This is a genomic window from Burkholderia perseverans (assembly GCF_022870505.1).
Lineage (GTDB): Bacteria > Pseudomonadota > Gammaproteobacteria > Burkholderiales > Burkholderiaceae > Burkholderia > Burkholderia plantarii.
Window position 1 is genome coordinate 3,660,131 of the sequence record NZ_CP045094.1, and the last position, 25,833, is coordinate 3,685,963.

The window sequence follows — 25,833 nt, forward strand, 5'->3', positions numbered from 1 at the left end:
GGAGAGTGTCGGCGCGGATCGGCGGGAACGCGTTGATATCGGCTTGATGCCGGGTTGATCCGGCCTCGGCTCCGGGCGCCGACATGAGATCGCGCCCGCATCGACGCCAAACCGGCCTGCCCCGCGCCTGCACCGCCGCCGCGCGTCAGCGCTCGATGCGCGCGCGCGTGGTGGCGAGCAGGCCCGCCATCGCGCGCCGCGCCGCATCCGCATCGCGCGCGCGAATCGCCTCGCACACGCGCGTGTGCTCGCCCAGCGACGCGTTGAACACGTCGGCGCGCCGCGCGTTCACACGCAACTGTGCCTCGAGCGTCCGCTCGATCAGCGCGCCGAGCGGAATCAGCAGCTCGTTGCCGCCCGCCGCCAGCACGCTCAGATGAAAGCGCAGGTCGGCGCGCACCCATTCGTCCACCTGCTTCGCATCGCACATCGCCTCGTGCGCGGCGTCGATCGCGGCCAGCGTGTCGGGCGCCCACGCGCGCGCGGCCAGCCCCGCCGCGTAGGGTTCCACCATCTCGCGCATCTCCTGCAGTTGCATCGCGAACGCGAGCGGCGGCGCCACCTGCGAATACCAGTCGAGCAGCTCCGCGTCGAGCAGATTCCAGGCATGGCGCTGGCGCACCCGCGTGCCGACCTTCGGCCGCGACTCGATCAGCCCCTTCGAGGTCAGCGTGCGCAGCGCCTCGCGCAGCACCGTGCGGCTCACGCCGAACGACAGCATCAGGTCCGCCTCGCGCGGCAGCGTCGTCTCGGGCGCATAGTCGCCGCGCAGGATCGCGATCGCGAGCCGGAACGCGGTTTGTCCATGCAGATCACGTTGAATCACGGTTCTCCTCGTCGGGCGGCGTGCCGCTGACCACTATCTGCACAAAAGTGCTATTAATACTACTTTTTAACGGTTTCGTGTAGGATGCCATCATCGACGCCGCCTGATGCGTCCACCTCACGGAGACACCCGCCATGAAGATCACCCGCCTCGAAACCTTCGTCGTCCCGCCGCGCTGGCTGTTCCTCAAGATCGAGACCGACGAGGGCATCGTCGGCTGGGGCGAGCCGATCGTCGAGGGGCGCGCGCACACGGTGGAAGCCGCCGTGCAGGAGCTGGCCGACTACCTGGTGGGCAAGGATCCGCTGCTGATCGAGGATCACTGGCAGGTAATGTACCGCGCCGGATTCTATCGCGGCGGCCCGGTCACGATGAGCGCGATCGCGGGCATCGACCAGGCGCTCTGGGACATCAAGGGCAAGCACCACGGCGCGCCCGTCCACGCGCTGCTAGGCGGCCAGGTGCGCGACCGCATCAAGGTCTATTCGTGGATCGGCGGCGACCGCCCGAGCGACGTCGCCAACAACGCGCGCGCGGTGGTGGAGCGCGGCTTCAAGGCCGTCAAGATGAACGGCTCCGAGGAGCTGCAGATCGTCGACACCTACGACAAGGTCGAGAAGGTGATCGCGAACGTGGCCGCGGTGCGCGAGGCGGTCGGCCCGCACGTGGGGATCGGCGTCGATTTCCACGGCCGCGTCCACAAGCCGATGGCCAAGGTGCTCGCCAAGGAACTCGACCCGTACCGGCTGATGTTCATCGAGGAGCCGGTGCTCTCGGAGAACGCCGAGGCGCTGCGCGACATCGTCAACCAGACCGACACGCCGATCGCGCTCGGCGAGCGGCTCTACTCGCGCTGGGACTTCAAGCACATCCTGGCGGGCGGCTACGTCGACATCATCCAGCCCGATGCCTCGCACGCGGGCGGCATCACCGAGTGCCGCAAGATCGCCTCGCTGGCCGAGGCCTACGACGTCGCGCTCGCGCTGCACTGCCCGCTCGGGCCGATCGCGCTGGCCGCGTGCCTGCAGCTCGACGCGGTCAGCTACAACGCGTTCATCCAGGAGCAGAGCCTCGGCATCCATTACAACCAGGGCAACGACCTGCTCGATTACATCCGCAATCCGGAAGTGTTCCGCTACGAGGATGGCTTCGTGACGATCCCGCAGGGCCCGGGGCTCGGCATCGACGTCAACGAGGAGAAGGTGCGCGAGATGGCGAAGGTCGGCCACCGCTGGCGCAATCCGGTGTGGCGCCACGCGGACGGCAGCGTCGCCGAGTGGTGATCGACACGGCCGGCGCGGTGGCGGATGCCGCGGCGCCGGCCTGAAGCGGATTCGCGGCCCCGCGGCGCGACGGCGCCCGTCGCGCCACGGGGCCGCCGCCGTTTTGGCGTCCGTTGGGCGTCCGTTGGGCGTCAGAGCGACTTGCGGCGCAGGTCGTAGGTGTCGATGTCGGCTTCGTCGAGCCGGCTCTCGAACCGGTCGGCGCCGAGTTCGCCCGCGAGCCGCGCCTCGTCGTCCGAGACCGGGAAGCACTGCAGCCAGTTGATGCGCGTGTCGTCGACGCGGCACTCGGGGAAGTCGCCGTCGTTCCAGATGAACGGGATCGACAGATACAGATGCGGGACCGTGGTCTTCGGATAGAAACGCGCCACCACGTCGCGCACTACCACGCCGGGCCGCACCGGCGAGGCCGCGGCGGCCAGCTCGAACGCGGCGGCCGCCAGGATCTCGGGCCAGTGCGCGACGTCGTCCGGCATCGCGCCGCACAGCTCGATGCGCGTGTCGAAGCCGCCGGTGTCGAGCGCGACCTCGCAGAGGCCGGCGGTACTGTACGACACCACCTCCTCGTCGGGCGCGTCGGCCACCGACAGCACCGCCAGCTCGCGCGCGCTGCGCATGAACGGCCGAGCCTTCGGCATGCCGTCGAATAGTGTCATGACATGGCGCGCGATCGCCTGCCGGGCCGCCTGCCTTGCCGCTTCATTTGCTTCGGGAACCATCTCGTCCTCTCCATTCATGCCCGGCGGGCCACCACCGTCAGGCGCGGCGAGCCGAATCCGGCCGCGCCCGACGCGGCACGCTCCGTGCCCGGCGCCGCGCGTGATGCCGGCCACGGCGCCATGCTACCCGAGCCCGCGCGCCGCGGCCGTCCGATTCAGCGCACGCCGCTCACCCCATCGCCGCGAAGCCCGGCACGCTGAACGCGAGCACGGCCGCCGCGACGAACACGCCGATCATCGCGATCGCCTCGAGGTAGAGCACGTTGGTGAAGGTGCGCGCGTCCTCGGTCGCGGCGGTGCGGCGCAGCCGCGGCAGCGCCGAGAACCGGTTCAGCCCGCCCAGCACGAGCGCGAGCGCCACCAGCACCAGCTTCAGCAGTAGCACGCGGCCCCAGGTGCTCGCGTCGAGCACGGCCAGCGAACCACCGCTGCCGCGATAGGCGTTGAACGCGCCGGTGGCCAGCACCACCAGCACCGCCACCATCGACACGCGCGAGACGCGCTGCGCGACGCGGATCAGCGCGCCGCGCGCGATCGAGGCGCCCAGCGCCGGCAGCACGGCCATCCCGCCCGCCAGCACGACGCCGCCCCACACCGCCGTCGAGAGCAGATGCAGCATCTGCACCGCGACCGCCGGCGACCACGGCCCCGCGTCGGCCGCGTGGCCGATCGAGGCATGGCCGGCCGCCACCACCAGCACCGCGAGCCACGGCAGCGCGTCGCCCGCCGCGCCGGCGGGCCGCAGCAGCGCCAGCACCAGCAGCATCACCGCGCCGAGCGCGAGCAAGCTCCATGCGTGCCCGACGTGGGTGTCGGCGAGCACCGTCGACAGCGCGCCGAACGCGCCGCCGAGCCCGGCGCCGCTCATCGCCGCCGCCTCGTAGACGATCCAGCCGAGTTCGGCGAGCACGAACACCAGCGCGGCCACGCTCAGCGAGCCGCGCGCGCGGCGCCACGCGGGATGGGCCGGCGAGACCTTGGCGCGGCCGCCCTCGGCGCCGAGCCAGGCGCCGAACAGCAGCGAGCCGACCACCATCGCGAACGCGATCTGCGCGAGCGCGGCCATCGCGACCTGTCCGGTCCAGAGGCTGTCGAACTTCATCGGGCATCCTCCCGCGCGGCACCCCCGCGCGACGGGCGCAGCCACGCGGCGGAGGGAATCGGGGAAAACGTGTAAGGCGGGAAATCGGATACGGGAAGGTTCGCGAACATCGGCACGTAAATCGGTATTTCGGAGTGGGAACGATCGCCCGGTCCGGCTTGATGCTGGCCGGTGGCGCGTGAGTTGCGAGTGTACGGGCTTCGATTGCGAAGCGGCGCGCGGGTTCATCAAAAAGCCCGGAATTCGTGCAAACGCCCGCCGCCGGCCTGTTGTTATCGCATCGATCGCGCGCGCCGCACGCCGCCGGGCGGTTCGCCTCCGTCGGGCTTCGATGCTAAACTTCGCAGCGCAGCCGACCGGAGATGGGCTGCCGAAACACGTGTAGTCAAAGCCCGAGCCAGCTCAGCCGGCCAGGTCCCCGACGATATAAAAAAATTGGAGCCTCTTGTGTCTTCAATGCGTGTCTTCCGTCCCCTGCTCGCCGCGCTGTGGATTGGCGCGGCCTGCCTGCCGCTCGCGTCGCGAGCCCAGAATCCCCCGCCGCATGCCGCACCGGCCAGCACCGCCGGCGCCGCGCCGCTGAAGGCGCCCGACACCATGGCCGAACGCGTGCGCGGCTGCACCGCCTGCCACGGCACGCAGGGCCAGGGTACCGACAACGACTATTTCCCGCGCCTGGCCGGCAAGCCCGTCGAGTACCTGTACAACCAGCTGATGAATTTCCGTGACGGGCGGCGCAAGTATCCGCCGATGAACTACCTGCTCACCTATCTCAGCGACGACTACCTGCACGAGATCGCCACCCACTTCTCGAACCTGCGCCCGCCCTATCCCGCGCCGGCCAAACCGACCGTGCCCGACGACGTGGTGGCGCGCGGCCAGGCGCTCGCCATGCACGGCGACGCCGCGCGCTCGATCCCGGCCTGCGTCGCCTGCCACGGCAGCGCGCTGACCGGCATGCAGCCGGCCATCCCCGGCCTCGTCGGCCTGCACAGCGACTACCTGAGCGCGCAGATCGGCGCCTGGCGCTCCGGCAACCGGCGCGCCAAGGCGCCCGACTGCATGCACGAGATCGCCGCGCGCCTCACCGACGACGACGTGACGGCCGTGACCGCGTGGCTCGCCGCGCAGCCCGCGCCGGCCAACCCGGTGCCGGTCGCGGCCGGCTCGCTGAAGCTGCCGCTCGCGTGCGGCAGCGAACCGCAATGAGACCCAGGAGACAGACGCCATGAAACGCCAGTCCCTGTATGCCCTCTGCGCCGTGCTGATCGCGGCCGCCGCGACGCTCGCCCCGGTGTTCTGGCCCGGCGCCGCGAAACTGTTCGGCACCACCGCCCGCGCCGCCACCGACGGCGGCGCCTCGAACGCCGCGCTCGTCAAGAAAGGCGAGTACCTGTCGCGAATCGGCGACTGCGTGGCCTGCCACACCGTGCGCGGCGGCCAGCCATTCGCGGGCGGCCTCGCGATGCCGACGCCGTTCGGCACCATGTACACGCCGAACATCACGCCCGACCCGCAGTACGGCATCGGCAAGTGGAGCGCGGACGACTTCTACCGCGCGATGCACACCGGCCGCTCGAAGGACGGCAGCCTGCTCTACCCGGGCTTCCCGTTCACGAGCTACACCAAGGTCTCGCGCGCCGATTCGGACGCGATCTACGCCTACCTGCGCTCGGTCGAGCCGGTCAATCGGGCGAGCCGCCCGCACGAGCTGAAATTCCCGTTCAACAACCGCAACCTGCTGATCGGCTGGCGCACGCTGTTCTTCAAGGAGGGCGAATTCCGGCCCGATCCGACCAAGTCGGTGGAATGGAACCGCGGCGCCTACCTGGTGGAGGGGCTCGGCCACTGCAGCATGTGCCATACCTCGATCAACCTGATGGGCGCGCCGGTCAGCTCGTCGGCGTTCGCGGGCGGCCTGATCCCGCTGCAGAACTGGTATGCGCCGTCGCTGACCAACGACACCGAGTTCGGCCTCGGCGACTGGCACGTGCAGGAACTCGCCGACCTGCTGCAGGCCGGCGTGTCGAATCGCGGCGCGGTGTTCGGGCCGATGGCCGACGTGGTCCACAACAGCCTGCAGTACCTGACCGACGACGACACCAAGGCGATGTCGGTCTACCTGAAGTCGATCCCGCAGAAGGGCGAGGCGCCGTCGCACCTGCAGTACGAGACCTCGCAGCAGTTCGGCAACCAGCTGCTGGAACAGGGCCGCAAGCTCTACGCGGACAACTGCGCGACCTGCCACGGCGCGTCCGGTCAAGGCAAGCCGCCGTCGTATCCGCCGCTCGCGCAGAACCATTCGATTATGATGGAGTCTGCAGTGAACCCGATCCGGATGGTGCTGAACGGCGGATACCCGCCGAGCACGTTCCGGAATCCGCGTCCATACGGGATGCCGCCGTTCGCGCAAGCCCTGTCGAATCAAGAGGTTGCAGCCGTCGTGTCGTATATCCGATCGGCCTGGGGCAACAACGGTTCGCCGATTTCTCCGCAGCAGGTCAGCGATCTGAGATCCGCGCCGCTCGACTGACGGACGGTTCACAACCACGGGGCGTGGCCGCGGGCAACCGCGGGCCGCGCCCTTTTGTTTTTTTGTATGTCGGCACGCCTGCCACTTCGACCGGAGCAGCGGCGGCGCCTTCCTGAACACCAAGAGAGTTTATGTCTTTTGCTTCCCTCGGCCTCGCCGAACCCCTCGTGCGAGCCGTCAACGAACTCGGCTACAACGAACCGACCCCGATCCAGACCCAGGCAATCCCGGCCGTGCTCGGCGGCGGCGACCTGCTGGCCGGCGCGCAGACCGGCACCGGCAAGACCGCCGGCTTCACGCTGCCGATCCTGCAGCGCCTGAACGCAATCCAGGCAGCCAACGCGAACGGCAAGCGCCCCGTGCGCGCGCTGATCCTCACGCCCACCCGCGAACTGGCCGCGCAGGTCGAGGAAAGCGTGCGCGCCTACGGCAAGTACCTGAAGCTGCGCTCGACCGTGATGTTCGGCGGCGTCAGCATCAATCCGCAGATCGATGCGTTGAAGCGCGGCGTCGACATCGTGGTGGCCACCCCGGGGCGCCTGCTCGACCACATGCAGCAGAAGACCATCGACGTTTCGCAGCTCGACATCCTGGTGCTCGACGAAGCCGACCGCATGCTCGACATGGGCTTCATCCACGACATCAAGCGCGTGCTCGCGAAGCTGCCGCCCAAGCGGCAGAACCTGCTGTTCTCGGCCACCTTCTCCGACGAGATCAAGGCGCTCGCCGACAACCTGCTCGATTCACCGGCGCTGATCGAGGTCGCGCGCCGCAACACCACGGCCGAGACCATCGCGCAGAAGATCCACCCGGTCGACCGCGACCGCAAGCGCGAGATGCTCACGCACCTGATCCGCGAGCACAACTGGTTCCAGGTGCTGGTGTTCACGCGCACCAAGCACGGCGCGAACCGGCTCGCCGAGCAGCTCGGCAAGGACGGCATCAGCGCGCTCGCGATCCACGGCAACAAGAGCCAGTCGGCCCGCACGCGCGCGCTCAGCGAATTCAAGGCCGGCACGCTGCAGGTGCTGGTGGCGACCGACATCGCCGCGCGCGGCATCGACATCGACCAGCTGCCGCACGTGGTCAACTACGAGCTGCCGAACGTGCCGGAGGACTACGTCCACCGGATCGGCCGCACCGGCCGCGCGGGCGCGAACGGCGAGGCCGTGTCGCTCGTCTGCGTCGACGAGAAGCCGCTGTTGCGCGACATCGAGCGGCTCATCAAGCGCGAGATCCCGCAGCAGGTGATCGCGGGCTTCGAGCCCGACCCGAACGCCAAGCCGGAGCCGATCCAGCGCCGCAGCGGCGGCGGTGGCGGCGGTGGCGGCGGACGCCAGCCGCAGGGCGGCGGCCAGGGCAAGCCGCAGGCGGCGCGCCGCGACGGCCAGGCGGGCGCGGGGGCGGCGAAGCCGGCCGCGCGGCCGGCCGCCAAGCCGGTCAAGGCCGCGGGCGGCGGTAACGCCGGCGCCGCGAAGCCGGCCGCCAAGGCCGCCAAGCCGCGCGCGCCGCAAGCGGGCGGCGCACGGCCGGCCGGCGGTGGTGGCGGCAATGGCAATGGCGGGCAGGCGGCGAATCGCGGCCGCTCGGGCCGTGGTGGCGGTGGTGGTCGCGGGCACTGAGCCGCGGGCGGTTTCTCACCGCGCAACCGTATAACCGTGCCATGACAAGCGGGGAGCGCGACGCATCGAAGGCGTCGCGCTCCCCGCTTTTTTGCTTCACGAGGATGGGGTGGACGATGGAATCGGCCGTGAGCGGCGGCCCGCACGCGCCGTGACCACGCCGGTCACGCCGGTCACGCCGGCGATCCACGAAGCCCCGCGACGAGCGGACCAGCCGGCCCCGGAGGTGCCGCCGCCGATCGACGCGCCGCTCAGCGCGGCAGCGTCGCCGCGATCAGCCGGATCTGCTCGATCTGCCGGGCCCAGCGCGCGAGCACCGCCTCGCGGCCGTCCTCCAGTTCGAACGCGATGCCCGAGGTCAGCCGCGCATAGGCCACGCGCTGCGCGTCGCCGCCCGCCAGCGTGGCCCGGAAGCAGGCCAGCCCCGGCAGCGCCGAGCCGTCGCCGGCCGGGCCGTCGCCGGTGAAGCCGGCCGGCTCGACGCGCAGCCGCGCCTGGTAGAACGCACCGTCGGCCACGAAGGTCAGCGTCGCCGCGCGTTCGTCCGCGAGCAGCCGCGCGCCGCGCGAACTCGGCCACAGGGCGATGAACAGCGTGGCCGGATCGCTCGCGTACAGTTCACCCGCGCCGAGCAGCGTGGTGCGCGCCTCGGGCGGCTCGACGCCGCGATCGATGACCACCAGCGACGCCGAGAAGCGCGCCTTGTCGGCCAGCGCCTCGCCGTCGAACAGCGCGAGGCAGGCCGGCGACCAGCGGTCGAACTGCCAGCGCTCGAGCGCGTGGCGGTCGGTGGCGGCCGGCGCCTGCCGGTCAGCCGGCGGCGCCTCGCGATCAGCGGAAGAACACATGTTGGGTCAGTTTCGTCAGCGGATACTGCACACCGGGCTGGATCTTCGAGGGCAGGTCGAGCGGTTTCAGCAACATCTTCACGCACATGTCGGCCGACAGGTTACGGCGCACCAGCGTGTTGACGCGATGGGTGCGCTCGCGGACGTAGGCGGCGTCGCCGACACGGTCCGGATAACGCACCGCGAACACATGGCGCAGCGCGACCTCCGAATCCTCGTTGCGCATTTCGAGGACGCGGCGCATCAACGCGCCGAGCACGGCGAGCCGGCCGTTACCCTCGATCTCGTTGTACTTCTTGAAATATTTGAAGAAGTGTTTGTAATGACGCACTTCGTCGGTGCGGATGTTGTTCGTGATTTCCTTCAGCACCGGCTCTTCCGAGCACTCGTTGATCGCCCGGTATAGCGTGGCGGTGCCCGTCTCCACGACGCAGCGCGCCACCATCTCGAGCGCGCGCGTCTTCTCGAACGCCTCCAGCGAGCACATCTTCGAGTATTCGTCGAAGAAATTGCGGAACGCGAGATCCCAGTCGAACTCGGGCCACACGCAGCCGATATAGGCTTTCAGCGCGCGGCCGTGCTGCAATTCCTCGTGCTCCCACTGCTCGTTGAGCCAGGTGGCGACTTCGTGGTCTTCGCCGAAGAACTCGCTGAGGTTGCTCGTGTAGAGATCGGACCCGCTCTCGATGAACGAGGCCGCGCAGAGCAGCAGCAGCAGATCCTCGTCGGCGGCGGCCTTCGCGCGGTCGATCCGCGTGAGGTCGATGTCTTCGATGCGCCAGGGCATCACATGCTTCGTTTCGGCCAGCATCGTATGGCTCCCAAACGCCTTGTCCCGGCGCAGCGGCCGGCGTCAATCCTGCCGGAGTTGCCGCGAGCCTGCCGGATGAGGCGGGTATGAATTGAATTTTTCGATCTGGATCCGCTTATCTTAGCCGGAGTTTCCTGAACGTGCATTCAGCACTGACCGTGCCCGGACGACGCAGTTCCGCGCCGCCGGCCGCCGATGACAGACAGGTAATTCGAAGGTCGCTTGCAATTCCATTCGAAACTGCGAACCCGGCCGGCCCGCGGGCACGGGCCGGTAGATCGGAGTCCCGAACAAGGCAGCGCCGGCCGCAGGCGTCACGAGCATCGCGGGCGGCGCCGCGCGACGGCGCCCGCGCGGCCGGAGGCGGCCAAGACGCGGCACGCGCCGGCATTCAGAAGCCGGCCGCGAGCCCGTCGCGACGGCTGTCGCTGGCGGCCACGTAGCCGCGCTCCGGTTCGTCGGCATCGAGCCGCCAGATGAACTGGCCCGAGCCGAAGTCCATGTAGGGATCGTCGATCGACTGCAGCCGGTGGCCGCGCGCCTCGAGTGCGGCCACCACGTCGCGGCCGAGCGTGTGCTCGACGTCGAGCGTGAAGTCGCGGTTCACCTTCCAGCGCGGCGCGTCGCAGGCGGCCTGCGGCTGCTGCCCGTAGCCGAGCATGCGCACGAGGGTCTGCAGGTGCCCTTGCGGCTGCATGTCGCCGCCCATCACGCCGAAGCTCATCACCGCCTCGCGGCGGCCGTCGCGCTCGCGCGTGACGAAGGCCGGGATGATGGTGTGGAACGGCCGCTTGCCGCCCGCCACCACGTTCGGCGAGGCCGGGTCCATCGAGAACCCGCGGCCGCGGTTCTGCAGCGAGATCCCGTAGCCGGGCACCACCAGCCCCGAGCCGAAGCCCATGTAGTTCGACTGGATGAAGCTGACCATCATGCCGCGCTCGTCGGCCGCCGACAGGTAGACGGTGCCGCCCGAGCGCGGCATGCCGTGCTCGAAATGGGTCGCGCGCGCCGGATCGATGCGCTTCGCGCGCTCGGCCAGGTAGGCGTCGTCGAGCATCGCCTCGGGCGTCACCTCCATCGCGCGCGGATCGGCCACGTAGCGATAGACGTCGGCGAACGCGAGCTTCATGGCCTCGATCTGCACGTGCTGCGCCTCGGGCGAATCGAGCGGCAGCCCGGCCAGGTCGAAGCGCTCGACGATGCCGAGCGCGATCAGCGCCGCGATGCCCTGCCCGTTCGGCGGGATCTCGTGTACGGTGTGGCCGCGAAACGATTTGCTGATCGGCTCGACCCACTCGGGACGATAGCCGCGCAGGTCGTCGGCCGTCAGCGCGCCGCCCGTCTCGCGCGCGAACGCGGCCAGCGCCGCGCCCGGCTCGCCCTCGTAGAACGCGCGCGCGCCATCGCGCGCGAGCAGCCGCAGCGTGTTCGCATGGCCCGGCATCACCACGCGCTCGCCCACCTCCGGGGCGCGCCCGCGCGGCAGGAACGCCGCGCCGAAGCCGGGCTGGTCGTGCAGCGCCGGCACTGCGGCGGCCCATTTCTGGGCCACGATCGGGGCCACCGCGTAACCGCGCTCGGCCAGCTCGATGGCGGGCGCGAGCAGGTCGGCGAACGGCAGCGAGCCGAAGCGCGCATGCAGCGCCTCCCAGCCCGCGATCACGCCCGGCACCGTCACCGTGTCCCAGCCGCGCTCGGGCTGGCGCGCGTGGCCGTGGCCGTCCTCGCCGTGGCGGGCGCGGAAATAGTCGGGGTTCCAGGCCGCCGGCGCCGTGCCCGAGGCGTTGAGGCCCGAGAGCGTCTCGCCGTCCCAGACCAGCGCGAATGCGTCGCCACCGAGCCCGCACGAGACCGGCTCGACCACCGTGAGCACGGCGGCCGCGGCCAGCGCGGCGTCCACCGCGTTGCCGCCCTGCCAGAGCATGCGCAGGCCGGCCTGCGCGGCGAGCGGGTGCGAGGTCGAGACCACGTTGCGGGCGAACACGGGCTGCCGGATGGTCGGATAGGGGTTCTGCCAGTCGAAACGGGTCATGCGGCGGCTCCGGAGGAATGGGCGTGCGAACACGGCGCGACGACGAGAAGGGCGAGCGGCAAGCAACCTGTCGTCGCGGGCGACAAAGCGCCATTGCAGCGCGAATGCGCGCGCGGAGCAAGCGGCGCATCCGCAACCCGCGAGGGGCGCGCGAAAACGGAATGTTCGTTCGCGCACATTGCTTACAATACGGAACCCGCTTCCCGAGCCTTCGAACGAACATGACACGAGACCCCCGCCTGTCGCTGAACGCCCGTCAGCAGGAACTGCTCGAATGGGTGCAGCGCGACGGCTTCGTCACCGTCGACGATCTCGCCACGCACTTCGACGTGACGCCGCAGACGATCCGCCGCGACGTGAACTGGCTCGCCGACCTGAACCTGCTGCGCCGCTACCACGGCGGCGCGAGCCTGCCGACCAGCTCGGAGAACGTCTCGTACAGCGCCCGCCAGCGCATGTTCCACGACGAGAAGCGCCGCATCGCCGCGCTGGCGGCCTCGCACATCCCCGACCAGGCGTCGCTGTTCATCAACCTCGGCACCACCACCGAGGAGGTCGCGCGCGCGCTGAACCGCCACCGCGGCCTGCGCGTGATCACCAACAACCTGAACGTGGCGAGCATGATGAGCGGCTACCCCGAGTGCGAAGTGCTGATCACGGGCGGGATCGTGCGGCCCTGGGACAAGGGGATCGTCGGCGAACTCGCGATCGACTTCATCCGCCAGTTCAAGGTGGACTACGCGATCGTCGGCACCTCGGCGATCGAGACCGACGGCACGATGCGCGACTTCGACACGCGCGAGGTGCGCGTCGCCGAGGCGATCATGCAGCACGCGCGCACCGTCTACCTCGTCACCGACCACTCGAAGTTCGGACGCCCCGCGCTGGTGCGCCAGGGCCACCTGTCGCAGGTCCACGCGCTGTTCACCGACAAGGCGCTGCCGGCCGAGATGGCCGACACCATCACCGCGGCCGGCACGCAGGTCTACATCGCCGACTGAGCCAGTCGCCTCGTCCGCGCACGGGTGCCGCGGACGACGATCCATCCCCGCCGGGATCGCCCGCGCCGTGCTGCATCGCAGCGTGAACTTCAAGTGAAATCAAGAAGTTGGCGCGACGCCCCGGCCGCTTTAATTGTGACGAATTGTCAATCGGAAAATTTTTAGGGTCGCATTTGGCGTTCGCCGCCTGCTTGACTACACTCCGAATCCCCGCCGCCCGTGTGCCACGCGTGCCGGCGTGAAGCATGTCCCCCACGCCTCCCTTGCTGGGTAACGCGTCCCGGAATCGTCCGGCCGTGAGAAGTACGGTTTGTCTGGAGAGAACGATGCTAAGTCCGCATGAATTCGCCACCCTGCTGCTCGTCAAGGACGCGCCCGACCAGGCTGAAATGGAACGCGACGAGCTGGACGCGCTGCTGGAGCAGCAGCTGGTCCGGCTGGAGGCGCTGGGCTCGGGTCGCAAATATTGCGTCACCGAGAGCGGTGACGCCGCGCTGCGCTCGATCAAGGTCCGCTATTCCTGAATCGCTGGCCGGCCCCGCCGGCCTGACGGCCGCCGTTTCCGGACGGCGGCCGTTTGATTTGCGGGGGCGCCGCTTTCCTCGCTGCGCCGGCGGTACGAGCGGGGCTGACCACGGGCGCTCAGGCGGCTGCGCGGGTCGCTCCGCGCGCGTCGCCTGAAGCCGCCATCGGCCCGCCATGACGGGCCAGCTACCGCCGCCGCGCCGTCCCGCGCGCCACGCCAGGCACCGTCCGCCAGCCGGCGCATCCGGCAGTTCAACCGCCGCGCAGCGTCGAATCAACCCGTGAGCGCCAGCTGATCGCCCGCGCGCGCTGCTCGTTCAGATAGGTCGTCCACTGCTCCCGCGCGGCCGCGTCGGGCTGCGCGCCGAGCGCCGCATGGTGCGTCGCGAGCGCGTTCGCGAACCCGCAGTACTGCGACTGCGTGAGCGCGCGGTGCCGCTGGGCCACCCAGGCATCGTGCAGCGCGGCCTGGACGGCCGGGCCGTCGCGGCCGTAGTCGTGCGGCTCGCCGCAGGCGCGTTGCAGCGTGTCGAGCGACGGGGCGGGGCCGAAGCCCGGTACTCCCGCGCATCCCGCCAGCAGCGCGAACGCCCCCGCCACCATGATCTGACGCATGTTCCCTCCTCGGTTTCGACAATCCCGCCAGTATCGTTCGGGATCGCGGCGCGCGCCATGACGTGCTGCGGCCGCTCCGGTTCCCGCCCCGCTTAAACGAACTTTACTTTTTCGCTTTTGTTCATTAAATTTCGAATACGAAAAATTTGCGTTCGGACAATGGAGAGAGGCCCGCAGGTGATGGAACAGACTCGATACGACCTACTCGTGATCGGCGGCGGCATCAACGGCGCGGGCATCGCGCGCGACGCCGCCGGGCGCGGGCTGTCCGTGCTCCTTTGCGAACAGGACGATCTGGCGTCGCACACGTCGTCGTCGAGCACCAAGCTGATCCACGGCGGGCTGCGCTATCTCGAATACAAGGAGTTCGGGCTGGTGCGCAAGGCGCTGCAGGAGCGCGAGACGCTGCTGCGCGCGGCGCCGCACATCATCTGGCCGCTGCGCTTCGTCATGCCGCACATGCCGAACCTGCGCCCGGCCTGGCTGATCCGGCTCGGCCTGTTCCTTTACGATCATCTGGCCAAGCGCGAGCTGCTGCCGGGCTCGCGCGGCATCACGATGCGCCGCCACGCGGCCGGCGCGCCGCTGGTCGACTCGATCCGGCGCGGCTTCGTCTACTCGGACGGCTGGGTGGACGACGCGCGGCTGGTGGTGCTGAACGCGCTCGACGCGCGCGAACGCGGCGCCGAGATCCTCACGCGCACGCGGCTCACGGCCGCCACGCGCGACGGCGATACGTGGCTCGCGCGGCTGCAGCGGGCCGACGGTTCGCGCCTCGAGGTGCGCGCCCGCGCGATCGCGAACGCGGCCGGCCCGTGGGTCGGCTCGCTGCTGCACGGCGCGCTCGGCCGCGAGGCGCGCCACAGCGTGCGGCTCGTCAAGGGCAGTCACATCGTCACGCCGCGGCTGTTCGACCACGACCACGCCTACATCTTCCAGAACCCGGACAAGCGGATCATCTTCGCGATCCCCTATGAGCAGGACTACACGCTGATCGGCACGACCGACGTGGAGTACCACGACGATCCGTCGAAGGTCGCGATCGACGGCGACGAAACGCAGTATCTCTGCGACTCGATCAACCGCTACTTCAAGCAGAAGATCTCGCCCGCCGACGTGCGCTGGACCTACTCGGGCGTGCGCCCGCTGCTGGAAGACGAGAGCGCCGACAATCCGTCCGCCGTCACGCGCGACTACCGGCTCGAGATGGACGACGGCCCGGGCGCGCCGCTGCTGTCGGTGTTCGGCGGCAAGATCACCACGTTTCGCAAGCTGGCCGAGGACGCCACCGGCATGCTCTGCGACGCGCTCGATTCGCGCGCAACCGCCTGGACGGCCGGCCAGCCGCTGCCCGGCGGCGACATCGCCGACGCGCGCTTCGCGCCGTTCGCGCAGGATTTCGCGAAACGCCATGCCTGGCTGCCGGCCGCGCTCGCGCGCCGCTACGCGCGCGCCTACGGCACCCGCGCCGAGCGCGTGATCGCCGGCGCCAGCTCGCTGGCCGATCTCGGCGCGGCCGTCGCGCCGGGCCTCCACGAAGCGGAGCTGCGCTACCTGCGCGAGGTCGAATGGGCCACCTGCGCCGACGACGTGCTCTGGCGGCGCAGCAAGCTCGGGCTGCACGTCGCGCCCGGCACGCTGGCGGCGGTCACGGCCGCGCTCGACGGCTGGTTCGCGAGCGCGCGGCCGGCCGTCCACGCCGCCCACTGAAGGCAGTAACGCGCGGAGCGCCGAGGGGCGCGCCGCGCGGCAGCGATGGCAGTACGCGCCGCCACGAGGGCGATGCGGATCACAATTACGTACCGAATGGAGATGAGACAGATGCAGGATCAATACATCCTCGCACTCGACCAGGGCACGACGAGCTCGCGCGCGATGCTGTTCGATCGCCAGGGCAACATCGTTTCGACCGCCCAGAAGGAGTTCGAGCAAATCTATCCGCGTCCGGGCTGGGTCGAGCACGACCCGCACGAGATCTGGTCGACGCAGGCCGGCGTCGCCGCCGAGGCGGTCACGCGGGTCGGGCTCAACGGCACCGCGATCGCCGCGATCGGCATCACCAACCAGCGCGAGACCACCATCGTCTGGGACCGCGAGACGGGCCAGCCGATCTACAACGCGATCGTGTGGCAGGACCGCCGCACCGCCGACTTCTGCGACGCGCTGAAGGCCGACGGCCTCGAGGCGATGGTGCGCGCGAAAACCGGCCTGCCGATCGACTCCTACTTCTCGGGCACCAAGATCCGCTGGATCCTCGACAACGTCGAGGGCGCGCGTGAGAAGGCGCGCCAGGGCCGGCTCGCGTTCGGCACGGTCGACAGCTGGCTGGTGTGGAACTTCACGAAGCACGAGCTGCACGTGACCGACGTGACCAACGCGTCGCGCACCATGCTGTTCAACATCCACACGCGCCAGTGGGACGACGAGCTGCTCGCCGCGCTCGACATCCCGCGCAGCATGCTGCCCGAGGTGCGTGCCTCGTCCGAGATCTACGGCAACACCAAGACCACCGTGTTCGCCTCGAAGCTGCCGCTGGCCGGCATCGCGGGCGACCAGCAGGCGGCCCTGTTCGGCCAGATGTGTACCACCAAGGGGATGGTGAAGAACACCTACGGCACCGGCTGCTTCCTCGTGATGAACACCGGCGACACGCCGATCGAGTCGAACAACAACCTCGTCACGACCATCGCCTGGCAGGTCGGCAGCGAGGTGAACTACGCGCTCGAAGGCAGCATCTTCATCGCCGGCGCGGTGGTGCAGTGGCTGCGCGACGGGCTCGGCATCATCAAGTCGGCCGCCGAGATCGAGAAGCTCGCGGCGAGCGTGCCGCACACCGACGGCGTCTATCTCGTGCCGGCCTTCGCCGGACTCGGCGCGCCGCACTGGAACGCGCGCGCGCGCGGCTCGCTGTTCGGCGTCACGCGCGGCACCACCGACGCGCATCTGGCGCGCGCCGCGCTCGACGCGATCGCCTACCAGTCGCTCGACGTGCTGGCGGCGATGGAAGCCGACTCGGGCATCAGCATCGGCGAGCTGCGCGTGGACGGCGGCGCGAGCGCGAACAACCTGCTGATGCAGTTCCAGGCCGACCTGCTCGGCGTGGACGCGGTGCGCCCGCGCATCACCGAGACCACGGCGCTCGGCGCCGCGTATCTCGCCGGCCTCGCGACCGGCTACTGGCAGAACATCGACGAGGTGCGCAGCCAGTGGAAGCTCGACCGGCGCTTCTCGCCGTCGCTGCCGTCCGAGGAAGTCAGCGCGGCGCTGGCCGGCTGGCAGCGGGCCGTGCGCGCCGCCAAGGCGTGGGCCGACGACGCGCAGTAAACTGCGAGGCCGCCGCGCGCGACGCGGCGGCCCGTAGCGCAGTCAACACCACCACCACGATTCATAACGAGCAGGCGGACCGTGCCACGCGCGAGTCCGCCGCACTGGTAGAGAGACACCCGAAATGTCACCTTATATTGCGGAGTTCATCGGCACGGCCATCCTCGTGCTGCTCGGCAACGGCGCGGTCGCGAACGTGCTCCTCGCGAAAACGAAAGGCCGCGGCGCCGACCTGATCGTCATCGTGATGGGCTGGGCGATGGCCGTGTTCGTGGCCGTCTACGTCACCGCGAAGTTCAGCGGCGCGCACCTGAATCCGATCGTCACGATCAGTCTGGCGCTGGCCGGCAAGTTCGCGTGGTCGAAGGTCGGCGGCTACGTCGCCGCGCAGATGCTGGGGGGAATGGCAGGCGCGCTGCTGGTCTGGCTCGCCTATCGCCAGCATTTCGCCAAGGAGGCCGATCCCGACCTGAAGCTGGCCGTGTTCTGCACCGCGCCCGCGATCCGCAGCATCGTGCATAACGTGCTGACCGAGGCGATCTGTACCTTCGTGCTGATCCTCGGCGTGCTGTATCTGGCCGCCCCGCAGGTCGGGCTCGGCGCGCTCGACGCGCTGCCCGTCGGGCTGCTGGTGCTCGGCATCGGCATCTCGCTGGGCGGCCCGACCGGCTATGCGATGAGCCCGGCGCGCGATCTGTCGCCGCGCATCATGCACGCGCTGCTGCCGATCCCGGGCAAGCGCGACAGCGACTGGCGCTATGCCTGGGTTCCCGTGCTCGGCCCGCTCGCGGGCGGCGCGGCGGCCGCCTGGCTCTACCTGGCCCTGCACCAGACGCACTGAGCCCGCCGGCTGCACGACGCGCGGCGCGCGCGGGCCGGCCGGCTCGCGCGCGCCGTTTTTCATCGGGCCTTGCCCCGGCCTTTGCGTCGGCGCTTTCGCGGCGCGCTCCGGCCACCCGGGCCGCGCCGCGAAAGCACGTATGATGGCGATTCGCCCATCTCCGCGCTGGTCCGCGCCCGCCGATTCCCATGCTCGACCATCTGATCTGCGACTGCGACGGCGTGCTCGTCGACAGTGAAGTGATCGCCGACCGCGTGCTGCTCGACGTGCTCGGCGCCACGTTTCCCTCGCTCGATTTCAGCGCCGACGCGGCCGCCGCGTTCGGCCAGAAAACCTCGCTGTTCCTCGCCTCGGTCGAGGCGCGCCACGGCATCCGCATGCCGGACGGCTTCGTCGCCACCATCGATCGCGCCACCGAGGCCGAACTCGCGCGCTCGCTCGCGCCGATCGCCGGCGTGCGCGACGCGCTGCTGCGCATCCCGCTGCCGGCCGCCGTAGTGTCGAACGCGCGCGGCGAACGCGTGCGCAACTCGCTCGCGCGCGCCGCGCTGACCGACGTGTTCGGCGAGCGCGTGTTCAGCGCCGACCAGGTGGCGCGGCCGAAGCCCTATCCCGACGTCTACCGGCTCGCCGCGCGCACGCTCGGCGTCGAGCCGGCGCGCTGCGTGGTGGTGGAGGACAGCCTGTCGGGGCTCACTGCCGCGCGCGCGGCCGGCATGAAGACCATCGCGTTCGTCGGCGCGAGCCACATTCCGGACGGTTACGAGAGCGTGCTGCGCGCGACCGGCATCACGCGGATCGTGCGCACGATGAGCGAGCTGCCGGCGCTGGTCGAGGCCGGCATGCGCGGCGAGTTCGGCGACGTGCAGTCGTAGCGGGAAGGTGGGTATCGGGGCGGCGGCGCGTCCGGGATGGCCGGACGGCGGACCCGCCGCAACCGGAGGGTGGCGGGATCGAAACGGGGATCGCGACGGGCAGTGGCAGCGGCGCCCGGCAATGGCTTCGAGCCGCGGCTTCAGGCAAGGAGAGCGCCCCGGCAACGGCCTCTAGCAAGGCGACCCTGCAATGGCCTCGGCGCCTCAAGCGATAACTTCGACCGACGGTTTCAGGCTCGGCCGAAAGCCGCAGCTGCGCACGACGGCTGTACGCAACGGCGCACGCCGCCGCCCATCGCCGGACCCATCGCCCGCGACATGCAACCAGCGCCGCGAGCCGCCCGCGGTAGACCCGCAGCCCGGCCACCGCGCCACCAGCCCTCGCCCTATTGCGGCAGATCCCAGCGCGGCGGCACTTCCGCGTTGATCGTCACGCGAAACGCGCGCGCCTCCGAGTCGCCCGGATTGCGCAGCGTGTAGGGCTGGTCGGCGTCGAACACGATCGCGTCGCCGGTGGCGAGCAGCTGGCGGCGGTCGTTGACGGCCAGCTCCAGCGTGCCCTCGCTGACCACCAGGTTGATGGTCGTGCCGGGCGCGCGGCGCACGCCGGTCTCGGTGTGCAGCGGCGCGACCCGCAGTTCGTGGAATTCGGCCGTCGCCGGCTCGCCTTCCGGATACAGCGCGCGCGACGAGAAGCGGCCGTTCGAGCCGACCACGCGCACCGCGCGCTCGGCCGGCAGATGCTCGAAGCCGAGCACCGCGTGGCGCCGCAGGAACGCGGCCACCGACACCTTGAGCGCCGCGGCGACCTTGCAGAGCACCTTGATCGACGGCACGCTGCGCGCCGATTCGATCTGCGCGAGCATCGCGCGCGACACGCCCGACAGGCGGGCCAGCGCGTCGAGCGACAGCTGGCGTTCGGCGCGCAGCCGCGCCAGATTCACGCCGACCAGGCGCTCGAGCGCCTCGAACGATTCAGCCGGCGTGGCGGCGAGCGCGGCGGCGGCGGCCGGATCGGCCGGCGAGGGGTCGCGCACCAGCGCGAGGGGCGAATGCATGGGTAGCCTCCAGCGCGCCTGGCGCGCAGCGAACTCGATTGGAGGCAAGCCTAGCATCGCGGTTTTCGACGGCAAACGAAGTTATCTTCACACTGTTATCAGCATCGCGGAGGAATCGTCAGCGCGCCGCGCACTCATGATCGGCGCCCCGCCGCGGCGATTTTCGGCAGATTCCGCGAGATGGGCGCCGCCGCCATGCCCGGCGCCGCTTGCCGCCCGGCGATCCGGTTTTCGAAAAGCTATAATGACGGGCTTTCCAGACCAGACGGTTCCGGCCGCGGCCGGTCCGCACGGCCGCCATCCGGCCCCTTTCTCCGGCTGCTGTCGTTCCGCGCCGGCGAGGTGGTCCTGCCATGGCCCCGCCAGCGCGCGCGGCCGACGGCAAAACCGGGCGAGCAACGCCCGAACCGTCCCGATTCACCCCGCAACGACGCCCCCAGGTCAACCACTGCGAACGGCGAACCCCAGATGACGAAAAAAGTTTACGTAAAGACCTTCGGCTGCCAGATGAACGAGTACGACTCGGACAAGATGGTGGACGTGCTCAACGCCGCCGAAGGGCTCGAGAAGACCGACAACCCCGAAGACGCGGACGTGATCCTGTTCAACACCTGCTCGGTGCGCGAGAAGGCGCAGGAGAAGGTGTTCTCGGATCTCGGCCGGGTGCGCGAGCTGAAGGAAGCCAAGCCCGGGCTGATCATCGGCGTGGGCGGCTGCGTGGCGAGCCAGGAAGGCGCGGCGATCGTCGCGCGCGCGCCCTACGTGGACCTCGTGTTCGGCCCGCAGACGCTGCACCGGCTGCCGAAGATGATCGACGCGCGCCGCGCGAGCGGCCGCTCGCAGGTCGACATCACGTTCCCCGAGATCGAGAAGTTCGATCACCTGCCGCCGGCGCGCGTGGAAGGTCCGAGCGCGTTCGTCTCGATCATGGAAGGCTGCAGCAAGTACTGCAGCTACTGCGTGGTGCCCTACACGCGCGGCGACGAGGTCTCGCGCCCGCTCGACGACGTGCTCACCGAGATCGCCGGGCTCGCCGACCAGGGCGTGCGCGAGGTGACGCTGCTCGGCCAGAACGTCAACGCCTACCGCGGCGCGCTGACGGCCGGCGCGACCGAGATCGCCGATTTCGCCACGCTGATCGAATACGTGGCCGACCTGCCCGGCATCGAGCGGATCCGCTACACCACCTCGCATCCGAAGGAATTCACGCAGCGCCTGCTCGACGTCTACGCGCGCGTGCCGAAGCTCGTCAACCACCTGCACCTGCCGGTCCAGCACGGCTCGGACCGCGTGCTGATGGCGATGAAGCGCGGCTACACGGTGCTCGAATACAAATCGCTGATCCGCAAGCTGCGCGCGATCCGCCCCGAGCTGTCGCTGTCCACCGACATCATCATCGGCTTCCCGGGCGAGACCGAAGCCGACTTCGACAAGACCATGGCGCTGGTCCACGAGATGAGCTACGACACCAGCTTCTCGTTCATCTACAGCCCGCGCCCCGGCACGCCGGCCGCCGGCCTGCACGACGACACGCCGCGCGAGGTCAAGCTCAAACGCCTGCAACATCTGCAGGCCACCATCGAGGAGAACGTCGCGCGGATCAGCGCGTCGATGGTCGGCCGCATCGAGCGGATCCTCGTGGAAGGCCCGTCGCGCAAGGATCCGAACGAGCTGGCGGGGCGCACCGAGAACAATCGCGTGGTCAACTTCCCGGCGCCGCTCGCCTCGCACGCGCGACTGATCGGCCAGATGATCGACGTGCGGATCAACCACGCCTATCCGCATTCGCTGCGCGGCGAACTCGTGCTCGCGCACGACGACGCCAGCACGGCCACCCACTGAGCGCCCAACCGAAGGAAGCCGACGCAACCTTGAAAGCCATCCAAGCCCTGGAATTCACCGCGCCGCGCGACGACAACGCGCGCCTCGCGAACCTCTGCGGTCCGCTCGACGAGAACCTGCGGCAGATCGAGCAGGCGCTCGACGTCACGCTGCAGCGGCGCGGCCACCGGATCGCGATCCGCGGCCGAGGCGCGAAGCTCGCGCTGGCCGCGCTGGAAAACTTCTACAACCTCGCCCGCGATCCGCTCTCGCTCGACGACATCCAGCTCGCGCTGGTCGAGACGCGCCATCTGGGCGGCGGCGGGCGCGGCAACGGCGCGCCGGGCAACGACGAGCCGGACGTGCGCTTTCGCGGCAGCCCCGACCATCCGTTCGACGAGCCGGCCGCGGCGGCCGATCCCGACTCGCCCGACGAGGAGCCGGCGCCGAAGCTCTACACGCGCCGCGCCGACCTGCGCGGCCGCACCCCGGCGCAGCGCGAGTACCTGAAGCAGATCCTCTCGCACGACGTGACGTTCGGCATCGGGCCGGCCGGCACCGGCAAGACCTACCTCGCCGTGGCCTGCGCGGTGGACGCGCTCGAACGCGACCAGGTCAAGCGCATCGTGCTGACGCGGCCGGCCGTCGAGGCCGGCGAGCGGCTCGGCTTCCTGCCCGGCGACCTGTCGCAGAAGGTCGATCCGTACCTGCGCCCGCTCTACGACGCGCTCTACGACCTGCTCGGCTTCGACAAGACCGCCAAGATGTTCGAGCGCCAGATGATCGAGATCGCGCCGCTCGCCTACATGCGCGGGCGCACGCTGAACCACGCGTTCATCATTCTCGACGAGGCGCAGAACACCACGCCCGAGCAGATGAAGATGTTCCTGACGCGGATCGGCTTCGGCTCGAAGGCGGTGGTCACCGGCGACACCACCCAGATCGACCTGCCGCGCGGCCACAAGAGCGGCCTCGTCGAGGCCCAGCAGGTGCTCGGCCAGGTGCGCGGCATCGCGCTCACGCGCTTCACGAGCGCCGACGTGGTGCGCCATCCGCTGGTGGCGCGGATCGTCGAGGCCTACGACGAGTTCCACGCGCAGCGCAAGGACGACTGACGGCGACGCGCGCGGCGGCGGTTGCCGTTGCCGCGCCGTTGTTGTCACGGTGCGCCGCCTCGCCAACGTGGCGCGACCGTCCGTCACGCGTGGGCCGCGCCGCGCCGCCGCCGTTCGGGCGCGAAGCCGCACCGGCGCGGCACGGCGGCCCGTGCGCCGCGTTTCTTCGTATTTCGCAAGCCTGGTCGCGGCCCGCCCGCCGGCCCGCCGGATGGGCGAAACGGTCGGCCGTTTGGTGTATGCTCGGGCGATTCCGTTTGTTCCCCCGGCGATGAAATCCTCCCGCTCCCAGAAAGCCCAGAAGCCTGCCCTCACCGGCGCACCGCGCGTGTCGCTGTTCGATGAACGCGGCAAGGTCAAATCGATCGACGCGCAGGGCCTGCGCATCGATTTTCCCGATGGCCGCGCGCTGATGTTCGACCTGTCCGGCGCCGCCGGCGACGCCTCGGTCGCGATCGTCGCGCAGCACGCCGATCCCGCCCAGCGCGCCACGCTGACGCTGCGCCCCGAGCACTACGACAGCCTCACGCTGTCGGTCGGCGCCGAAGCGGCGCCGCTTGACGCGATCCTGCCCGACCTCGACGGCACCGAGCCCGATGCCACCGACGACGCGCCGCTGTCGGCCGGCGAACCCGAACTCGAACTGGTCGTGCAGTACGGCGACGAGATCACCGCCGCGCAGCGCAAGACGCTGCCCAAGCGCAAGCTGATCGCCGAATGGCTGTCGACCTCGCTGTCGGCGGACGCGCAGCTCACGGTGCGCTTCGTCGGCGAGAAGGAAGGCCGCGAGCTGAACGGCGGCTACCGCAAGAAGGATTACCCCACCAACGTGCTGACCTTCGCCTACGACTCGGCGCCCGACGGCACCACGATCGGCGATCTCGTGATCTGCTGCCCCGTGGTCGAAAAGGAGGCGGCCGAGCAGGACAAGCCGCTCGTCGCCCATTACGCGCATCTGCTCGTCCATGGCGCGCTGCACGCGCAGGGGTATGATCACGAACGGAGCGAGGAGGACGCGACCGAAATGGAAGCGCTCGAAACCGACATCCTCGCCAAGCTCGGCTTCCCGAACCCATATCAGTAAGGGGCAGCACGGCCGGCCGGGCATCGTTCGAACCCCTGAACCGGCCGCGAGCCCCCCACCGTGAGTACGCCCTTTCCCGCCACCAACGCGTATCCGCCGTCGATCGGCTCCGGCCGGCTGCTCTCCGAACACGAACTCGCCAGCTCGCTCGACGCGACGCTGGCGGACTGGGACCGTCAGGCCGACCTCTGGCTGTTCGGCTATGGCTCGCTGATCTGGAATCCCGGCCTGCCGACCGTCGAACAGGTCCACGGGCGCGTCCACGGCTACCACCGCGGCCTCTATCTGTGGTCGCGCGTCAACCGCGGCACGCCCGAGCGGCCGGGCCTCGTGCTCGCGCTCGACCGCGGCGGCTCGTGCAGCGGCGTGGCGTTCCGGATCGCCGGGCCGAGCGCGCTGCCGCATCTCGAAACGCTCTGGCAGCGCGAAATGCCGATGGGCTCGTACCGGCCCGCCTGGCTGCCCTGCACGCTCACGACCGGCCAGCGCGTGCGCGCGCTCGCGTTCGTGATGCGCCGCGACGTGCCGACCTACACCGGCAAGCTGTCCGACGAGGTGGTGCGCGCCGTGTTCGACAGCGCGCGGGGCCGCTACGGCACCACGCTCGACTACGTGACGCGCACCGTCGCCGCGCTGCGCGAGAGCGGCATCCCCGACCGCGCGCTCGAGGCGCTGCTCGCGCGCTGCGGCTGAGCCGATCCCGGCGCCCGCTTTTTGGCCCGTTGGGCGCAGCGCCGATTCCGGGTTAGGATGGACGCGAGCCGCCGGGCCGGCCGCCGCCGCCGCCATCCGGCCGACACGGCAGCGCCACGGCCTTGGTGTATCCTTGCCAACTCCGTGACCACGCGTCCGCGGTCCGCCCCGGGCGCACCACCATGAACGATTCGTATCCCAGTCGAAAGTCCACCGACAAACCTCCCGAAAAGCGTTCGCTTCTCGAACGCCTGACCGACTTCATCTCGCCCGAGCCCGAATCCCGCGGCGAGCTGCTCGAAATCCTGCAGGACGCGCACGAGCGCAACCTGATCGACGCCGATTCGCTGTCGATGATCGAGGGCGTGTTCCAGGTCTCCGACCTCTGCGCGCGCGACATCATGGTGCCGCGCGCCCAGATGGACGCGCTCAACATCGCCGACAAGCCCGAGGATTTCATTCCGTTCGTGCTCGACAAGGCGCACTCGCGCTACCCGGTCTACGAAGAAAACCGCGACAACGTGATCGGCGTGCTGCTCGCGAAGGACCTGCTGCGCTTCTACGCGGAAGAGGAGTTCGACGTGCGCGGGATGCTGCGCCCGGCCGTGTTCATCCCCGAATCGAAGCGCCTGAACGTGCTGCTGCACGACTTCCGCGTGAACCGCAACCACCTCGCGATCGTGGTCGACGAATACGGCGGCGTGGCCGGCCTCATCACGATCGAGGACGTGCTGGAACAGATCGTCGGCGACATCGAGGACGAATACGACTTCGACGAGGAAGCCGGCAACATCATCTCGGCGCCGGACGGGCGCTTCCGCGTGCGCGCGCTGACCGAGATCTCGCAGTTCAACGAGGCGTTCGGCACCGATTTCCCCGACGACGAGGTCGACACCATCGGCGGGCTGATCACCCATCATTTCGGCCGCGTGCCGCATCGCGGCGAGAAGCTGCGGCTCGGCCGGCTGATCTTCGAGATCCAGCGCGGCGACGCGCGCCAGATCCACGTGCTGCTGGTGCGCCGCGACCCGCTCGCCGGCCGCCACGGCGAATCGGCCGACGACTGACCGTCCGGCCGCCCGTCAACGCTCCACCTTCGCCCCGC

Annotated in this window: 23 protein-coding genes; 15 read left to right on the forward strand and 8 right to left on the reverse strand. The window is 70.0% G+C overall.

All coding sequences use genetic code 11. The features are described from left to right. Positions 1-145 precede the first annotated feature (145 nt). Positions 146-826: a FadR/GntR family transcriptional regulator gene (locus BpN12_RS30850; RefSeq protein WP_246795910.1), complete on the reverse strand. Its 681-nt coding sequence runs from the start codon at positions 824-826 to the stop codon at positions 146-148. Positions 827-960: 134 nt separating this feature from the next. Here BpN12_RS30850 and dgoD point away from each other — a divergent pair, with 134 nt between their 5' ends. Next, positions 961-2,109 (forward strand): galactonate dehydratase, encoded by a 1,149-nt coding sequence (dgoD, locus tag BpN12_RS30855; RefSeq protein WP_246795911.1) that lies wholly within the window; start codon positions 961-963, stop codon positions 2,107-2,109. Between the two features lie 131 nt (positions 2,110-2,240). On the opposite strand, the gene BpN12_RS30860 is transcribed toward dgoD, so the two are convergent. Both BpN12_RS30860 and BpN12_RS30865 read right to left on the reverse strand, forming a co-directional pair. Further along, positions 2,241-2,828, reverse strand: a complete 588-nt coding sequence (locus BpN12_RS30860; RefSeq protein WP_246795912.1) for a suppressor of fused domain protein — start codon at positions 2,826-2,828, stop codon at positions 2,241-2,243. Between the two features lie 169 nt (positions 2,829-2,997). Continuing rightward, positions 2,998-3,930, reverse strand: a complete 933-nt coding sequence (locus tag BpN12_RS30865) for a CopD family protein (RefSeq protein WP_246795913.1) — start codon at positions 3,928-3,930, stop codon at positions 2,998-3,000. A gap of 435 nt (positions 3,931-4,365) precedes the next feature. Between BpN12_RS30865 and BpN12_RS30870 the strand changes: the two genes are divergently transcribed. The 3 genes from BpN12_RS30870 to BpN12_RS30880 all read left to right on the forward strand — a co-directional run bounded on the left by BpN12_RS30870 (position 4,366) and on the right by BpN12_RS30880 (position 8,085). Beyond that, positions 4,366-5,139, forward strand: coding sequence for a c-type cytochrome (locus BpN12_RS30870; protein ID WP_246795914.1), 774 nt, complete (start codon positions 4,366-4,368; stop codon positions 5,137-5,139). A 19-nt stretch (positions 5,140-5,158) separates the two neighbouring features. Further along, the gene (locus tag BpN12_RS30875; protein ID WP_246795915.1) at positions 5,159-6,463 is read left to right on the forward strand and encodes a c-type cytochrome; all 1,305 of its coding nucleotides are present in this window, start codon (positions 5,159-5,161) and stop codon (positions 6,461-6,463) included. A 131-nt stretch (positions 6,464-6,594) separates the two neighbouring features. Continuing rightward, the gene (locus BpN12_RS30880) at positions 6,595-8,085 is read left to right on the forward strand and encodes a DEAD/DEAH box helicase (protein ID WP_246795916.1); all 1,491 of its coding nucleotides are present in this window, start codon (positions 6,595-6,597) and stop codon (positions 8,083-8,085) included. Positions 8,086-8,336: 251 nt separating this feature from the next. Here the strand turns inward: BpN12_RS30880 and BpN12_RS30885 are convergent, their stop codons facing one another. From BpN12_RS30885 to BpN12_RS30895, 3 genes are all read right to left on the reverse strand, one after another. Next, positions 8,337-8,933: a hypothetical protein gene (locus BpN12_RS30885; protein ID WP_246795917.1), complete on the reverse strand. Its 597-nt coding sequence runs from the start codon at positions 8,931-8,933 to the stop codon at positions 8,337-8,339. After that, entirely contained in the window at positions 8,917-9,744 is an 828-nt protein-coding gene (locus tag BpN12_RS30890) for a ferritin-like domain-containing protein (RefSeq protein ID WP_246795918.1), read from the reverse strand. The genes BpN12_RS30885 and BpN12_RS30890 overlap by 17 nt, the downstream gene beginning before the upstream one ends. Before the next feature lie 391 nt (positions 9,745-10,135). Next, positions 10,136-11,776: a gamma-glutamyltransferase family protein gene (locus BpN12_RS30895; protein WP_246795919.1), complete on the reverse strand. Its 1,641-nt coding sequence runs from the start codon at positions 11,774-11,776 to the stop codon at positions 10,136-10,138. A gap of 221 nt (positions 11,777-11,997) precedes the next feature. On the opposite strand from BpN12_RS30895, the gene BpN12_RS30900 reads away from it, so the two are divergent. Both BpN12_RS30900 and BpN12_RS30905 read left to right on the forward strand, forming a co-directional pair. After that, positions 11,998-12,777, forward strand: coding sequence for a DeoR/GlpR family DNA-binding transcription regulator (locus BpN12_RS30900; protein ID WP_042625957.1), 780 nt, complete (start codon positions 11,998-12,000; stop codon positions 12,775-12,777). Positions 12,778-13,103: 326 nt separating this feature from the next. Continuing rightward, positions 13,104-13,301, forward strand: coding sequence for a phage tail assembly chaperone (locus BpN12_RS30905; RefSeq protein ID WP_042625958.1), 198 nt, complete (start codon positions 13,104-13,106; stop codon positions 13,299-13,301). 253 nt (positions 13,302-13,554) lie between these two features. Here the strand turns inward: BpN12_RS30905 and BpN12_RS30910 are convergent, their stop codons facing one another. Continuing rightward, on the reverse strand, positions 13,555-13,917 hold the full coding sequence (locus BpN12_RS30910; protein ID WP_246795920.1) for a hypothetical protein: 363 nt from the start codon (positions 13,915-13,917) through the stop codon (positions 13,555-13,557). A 177-nt stretch (positions 13,918-14,094) separates the two neighbouring features. Between BpN12_RS30910 and glpD the strand changes: the two genes are divergently transcribed. The 4 genes from glpD (at position 14,095) to BpN12_RS30930 (ending at position 18,957) form a co-directional block, all read left to right on the forward strand. After that, a complete protein-coding gene (gene glpD / locus BpN12_RS30915) occupies positions 14,095-15,627 on the forward strand; it encodes a glycerol-3-phosphate dehydrogenase (RefSeq protein WP_246795921.1) in 1,533 nt (510 codons plus the stop codon). Positions 15,628-15,738: 111 nt separating this feature from the next. After that, complete coding sequence (glpK, locus tag BpN12_RS30920) at positions 15,739-17,241, forward strand: glycerol kinase GlpK (RefSeq protein ID WP_246795922.1); 1,503 nt, start codon at positions 15,739-15,741, stop codon at positions 17,239-17,241. A 124-nt stretch (positions 17,242-17,365) separates the two neighbouring features. Continuing rightward, the gene (locus BpN12_RS30925) at positions 17,366-18,082 is read left to right on the forward strand and encodes an MIP/aquaporin family protein (RefSeq protein WP_246795923.1); all 717 of its coding nucleotides are present in this window, start codon (positions 17,366-17,368) and stop codon (positions 18,080-18,082) included. 188 nt (positions 18,083-18,270) lie between these two features. Next, on the forward strand, positions 18,271-18,957 hold the full coding sequence (locus BpN12_RS30930) for an HAD family hydrolase (RefSeq protein WP_246795924.1): 687 nt from the start codon (positions 18,271-18,273) through the stop codon (positions 18,955-18,957). Positions 18,958-19,343: 386 nt separating this feature from the next. Here BpN12_RS30930 and BpN12_RS30935 read toward each other — a convergent pair whose 3' ends face one another. After that, the gene (locus BpN12_RS30935; RefSeq protein WP_246795925.1) at positions 19,344-20,015 is read right to left on the reverse strand and encodes a helix-turn-helix domain-containing protein; all 672 of its coding nucleotides are present in this window, start codon (positions 20,013-20,015) and stop codon (positions 19,344-19,346) included. 468 nt (positions 20,016-20,483) lie between these two features. Here BpN12_RS30935 and miaB point away from each other — a divergent pair, with 468 nt between their 5' ends. The 5 genes from miaB (at position 20,484) to BpN12_RS30960 (ending at position 25,795) form a co-directional block, all read left to right on the forward strand. Beyond that, a complete protein-coding gene (miaB, locus tag BpN12_RS30940) occupies positions 20,484-21,857 on the forward strand; it encodes a tRNA (N6-isopentenyl adenosine(37)-C2)-methylthiotransferase MiaB (RefSeq protein ID WP_246795926.1) in 1,374 nt (457 codons plus the stop codon). Between the two features lie 29 nt (positions 21,858-21,886). Then, the gene (locus BpN12_RS30945; protein ID WP_246795927.1) at positions 21,887-22,951 is read left to right on the forward strand and encodes a PhoH family protein; all 1,065 of its coding nucleotides are present in this window, start codon (positions 21,887-21,889) and stop codon (positions 22,949-22,951) included. A 271-nt stretch (positions 22,952-23,222) separates the two neighbouring features. Further along, positions 23,223-24,035: an rRNA maturation RNase YbeY gene (gene ybeY, locus BpN12_RS30950; protein WP_246795928.1), complete on the forward strand. Its 813-nt coding sequence runs from the start codon at positions 23,223-23,225 to the stop codon at positions 24,033-24,035. Between the two features lie 60 nt (positions 24,036-24,095). Continuing rightward, positions 24,096-24,728, forward strand: a complete 633-nt coding sequence (locus BpN12_RS30955; protein ID WP_246795929.1) for a gamma-glutamylcyclotransferase — start codon at positions 24,096-24,098, stop codon at positions 24,726-24,728. Positions 24,729-24,910: 182 nt separating this feature from the next. After that, a complete protein-coding gene (locus tag BpN12_RS30960) occupies positions 24,911-25,795 on the forward strand; it encodes a CorC family transporter (protein WP_246795930.1) in 885 nt (294 codons plus the stop codon). Positions 25,796-25,833 lie beyond the last annotated feature (38 nt).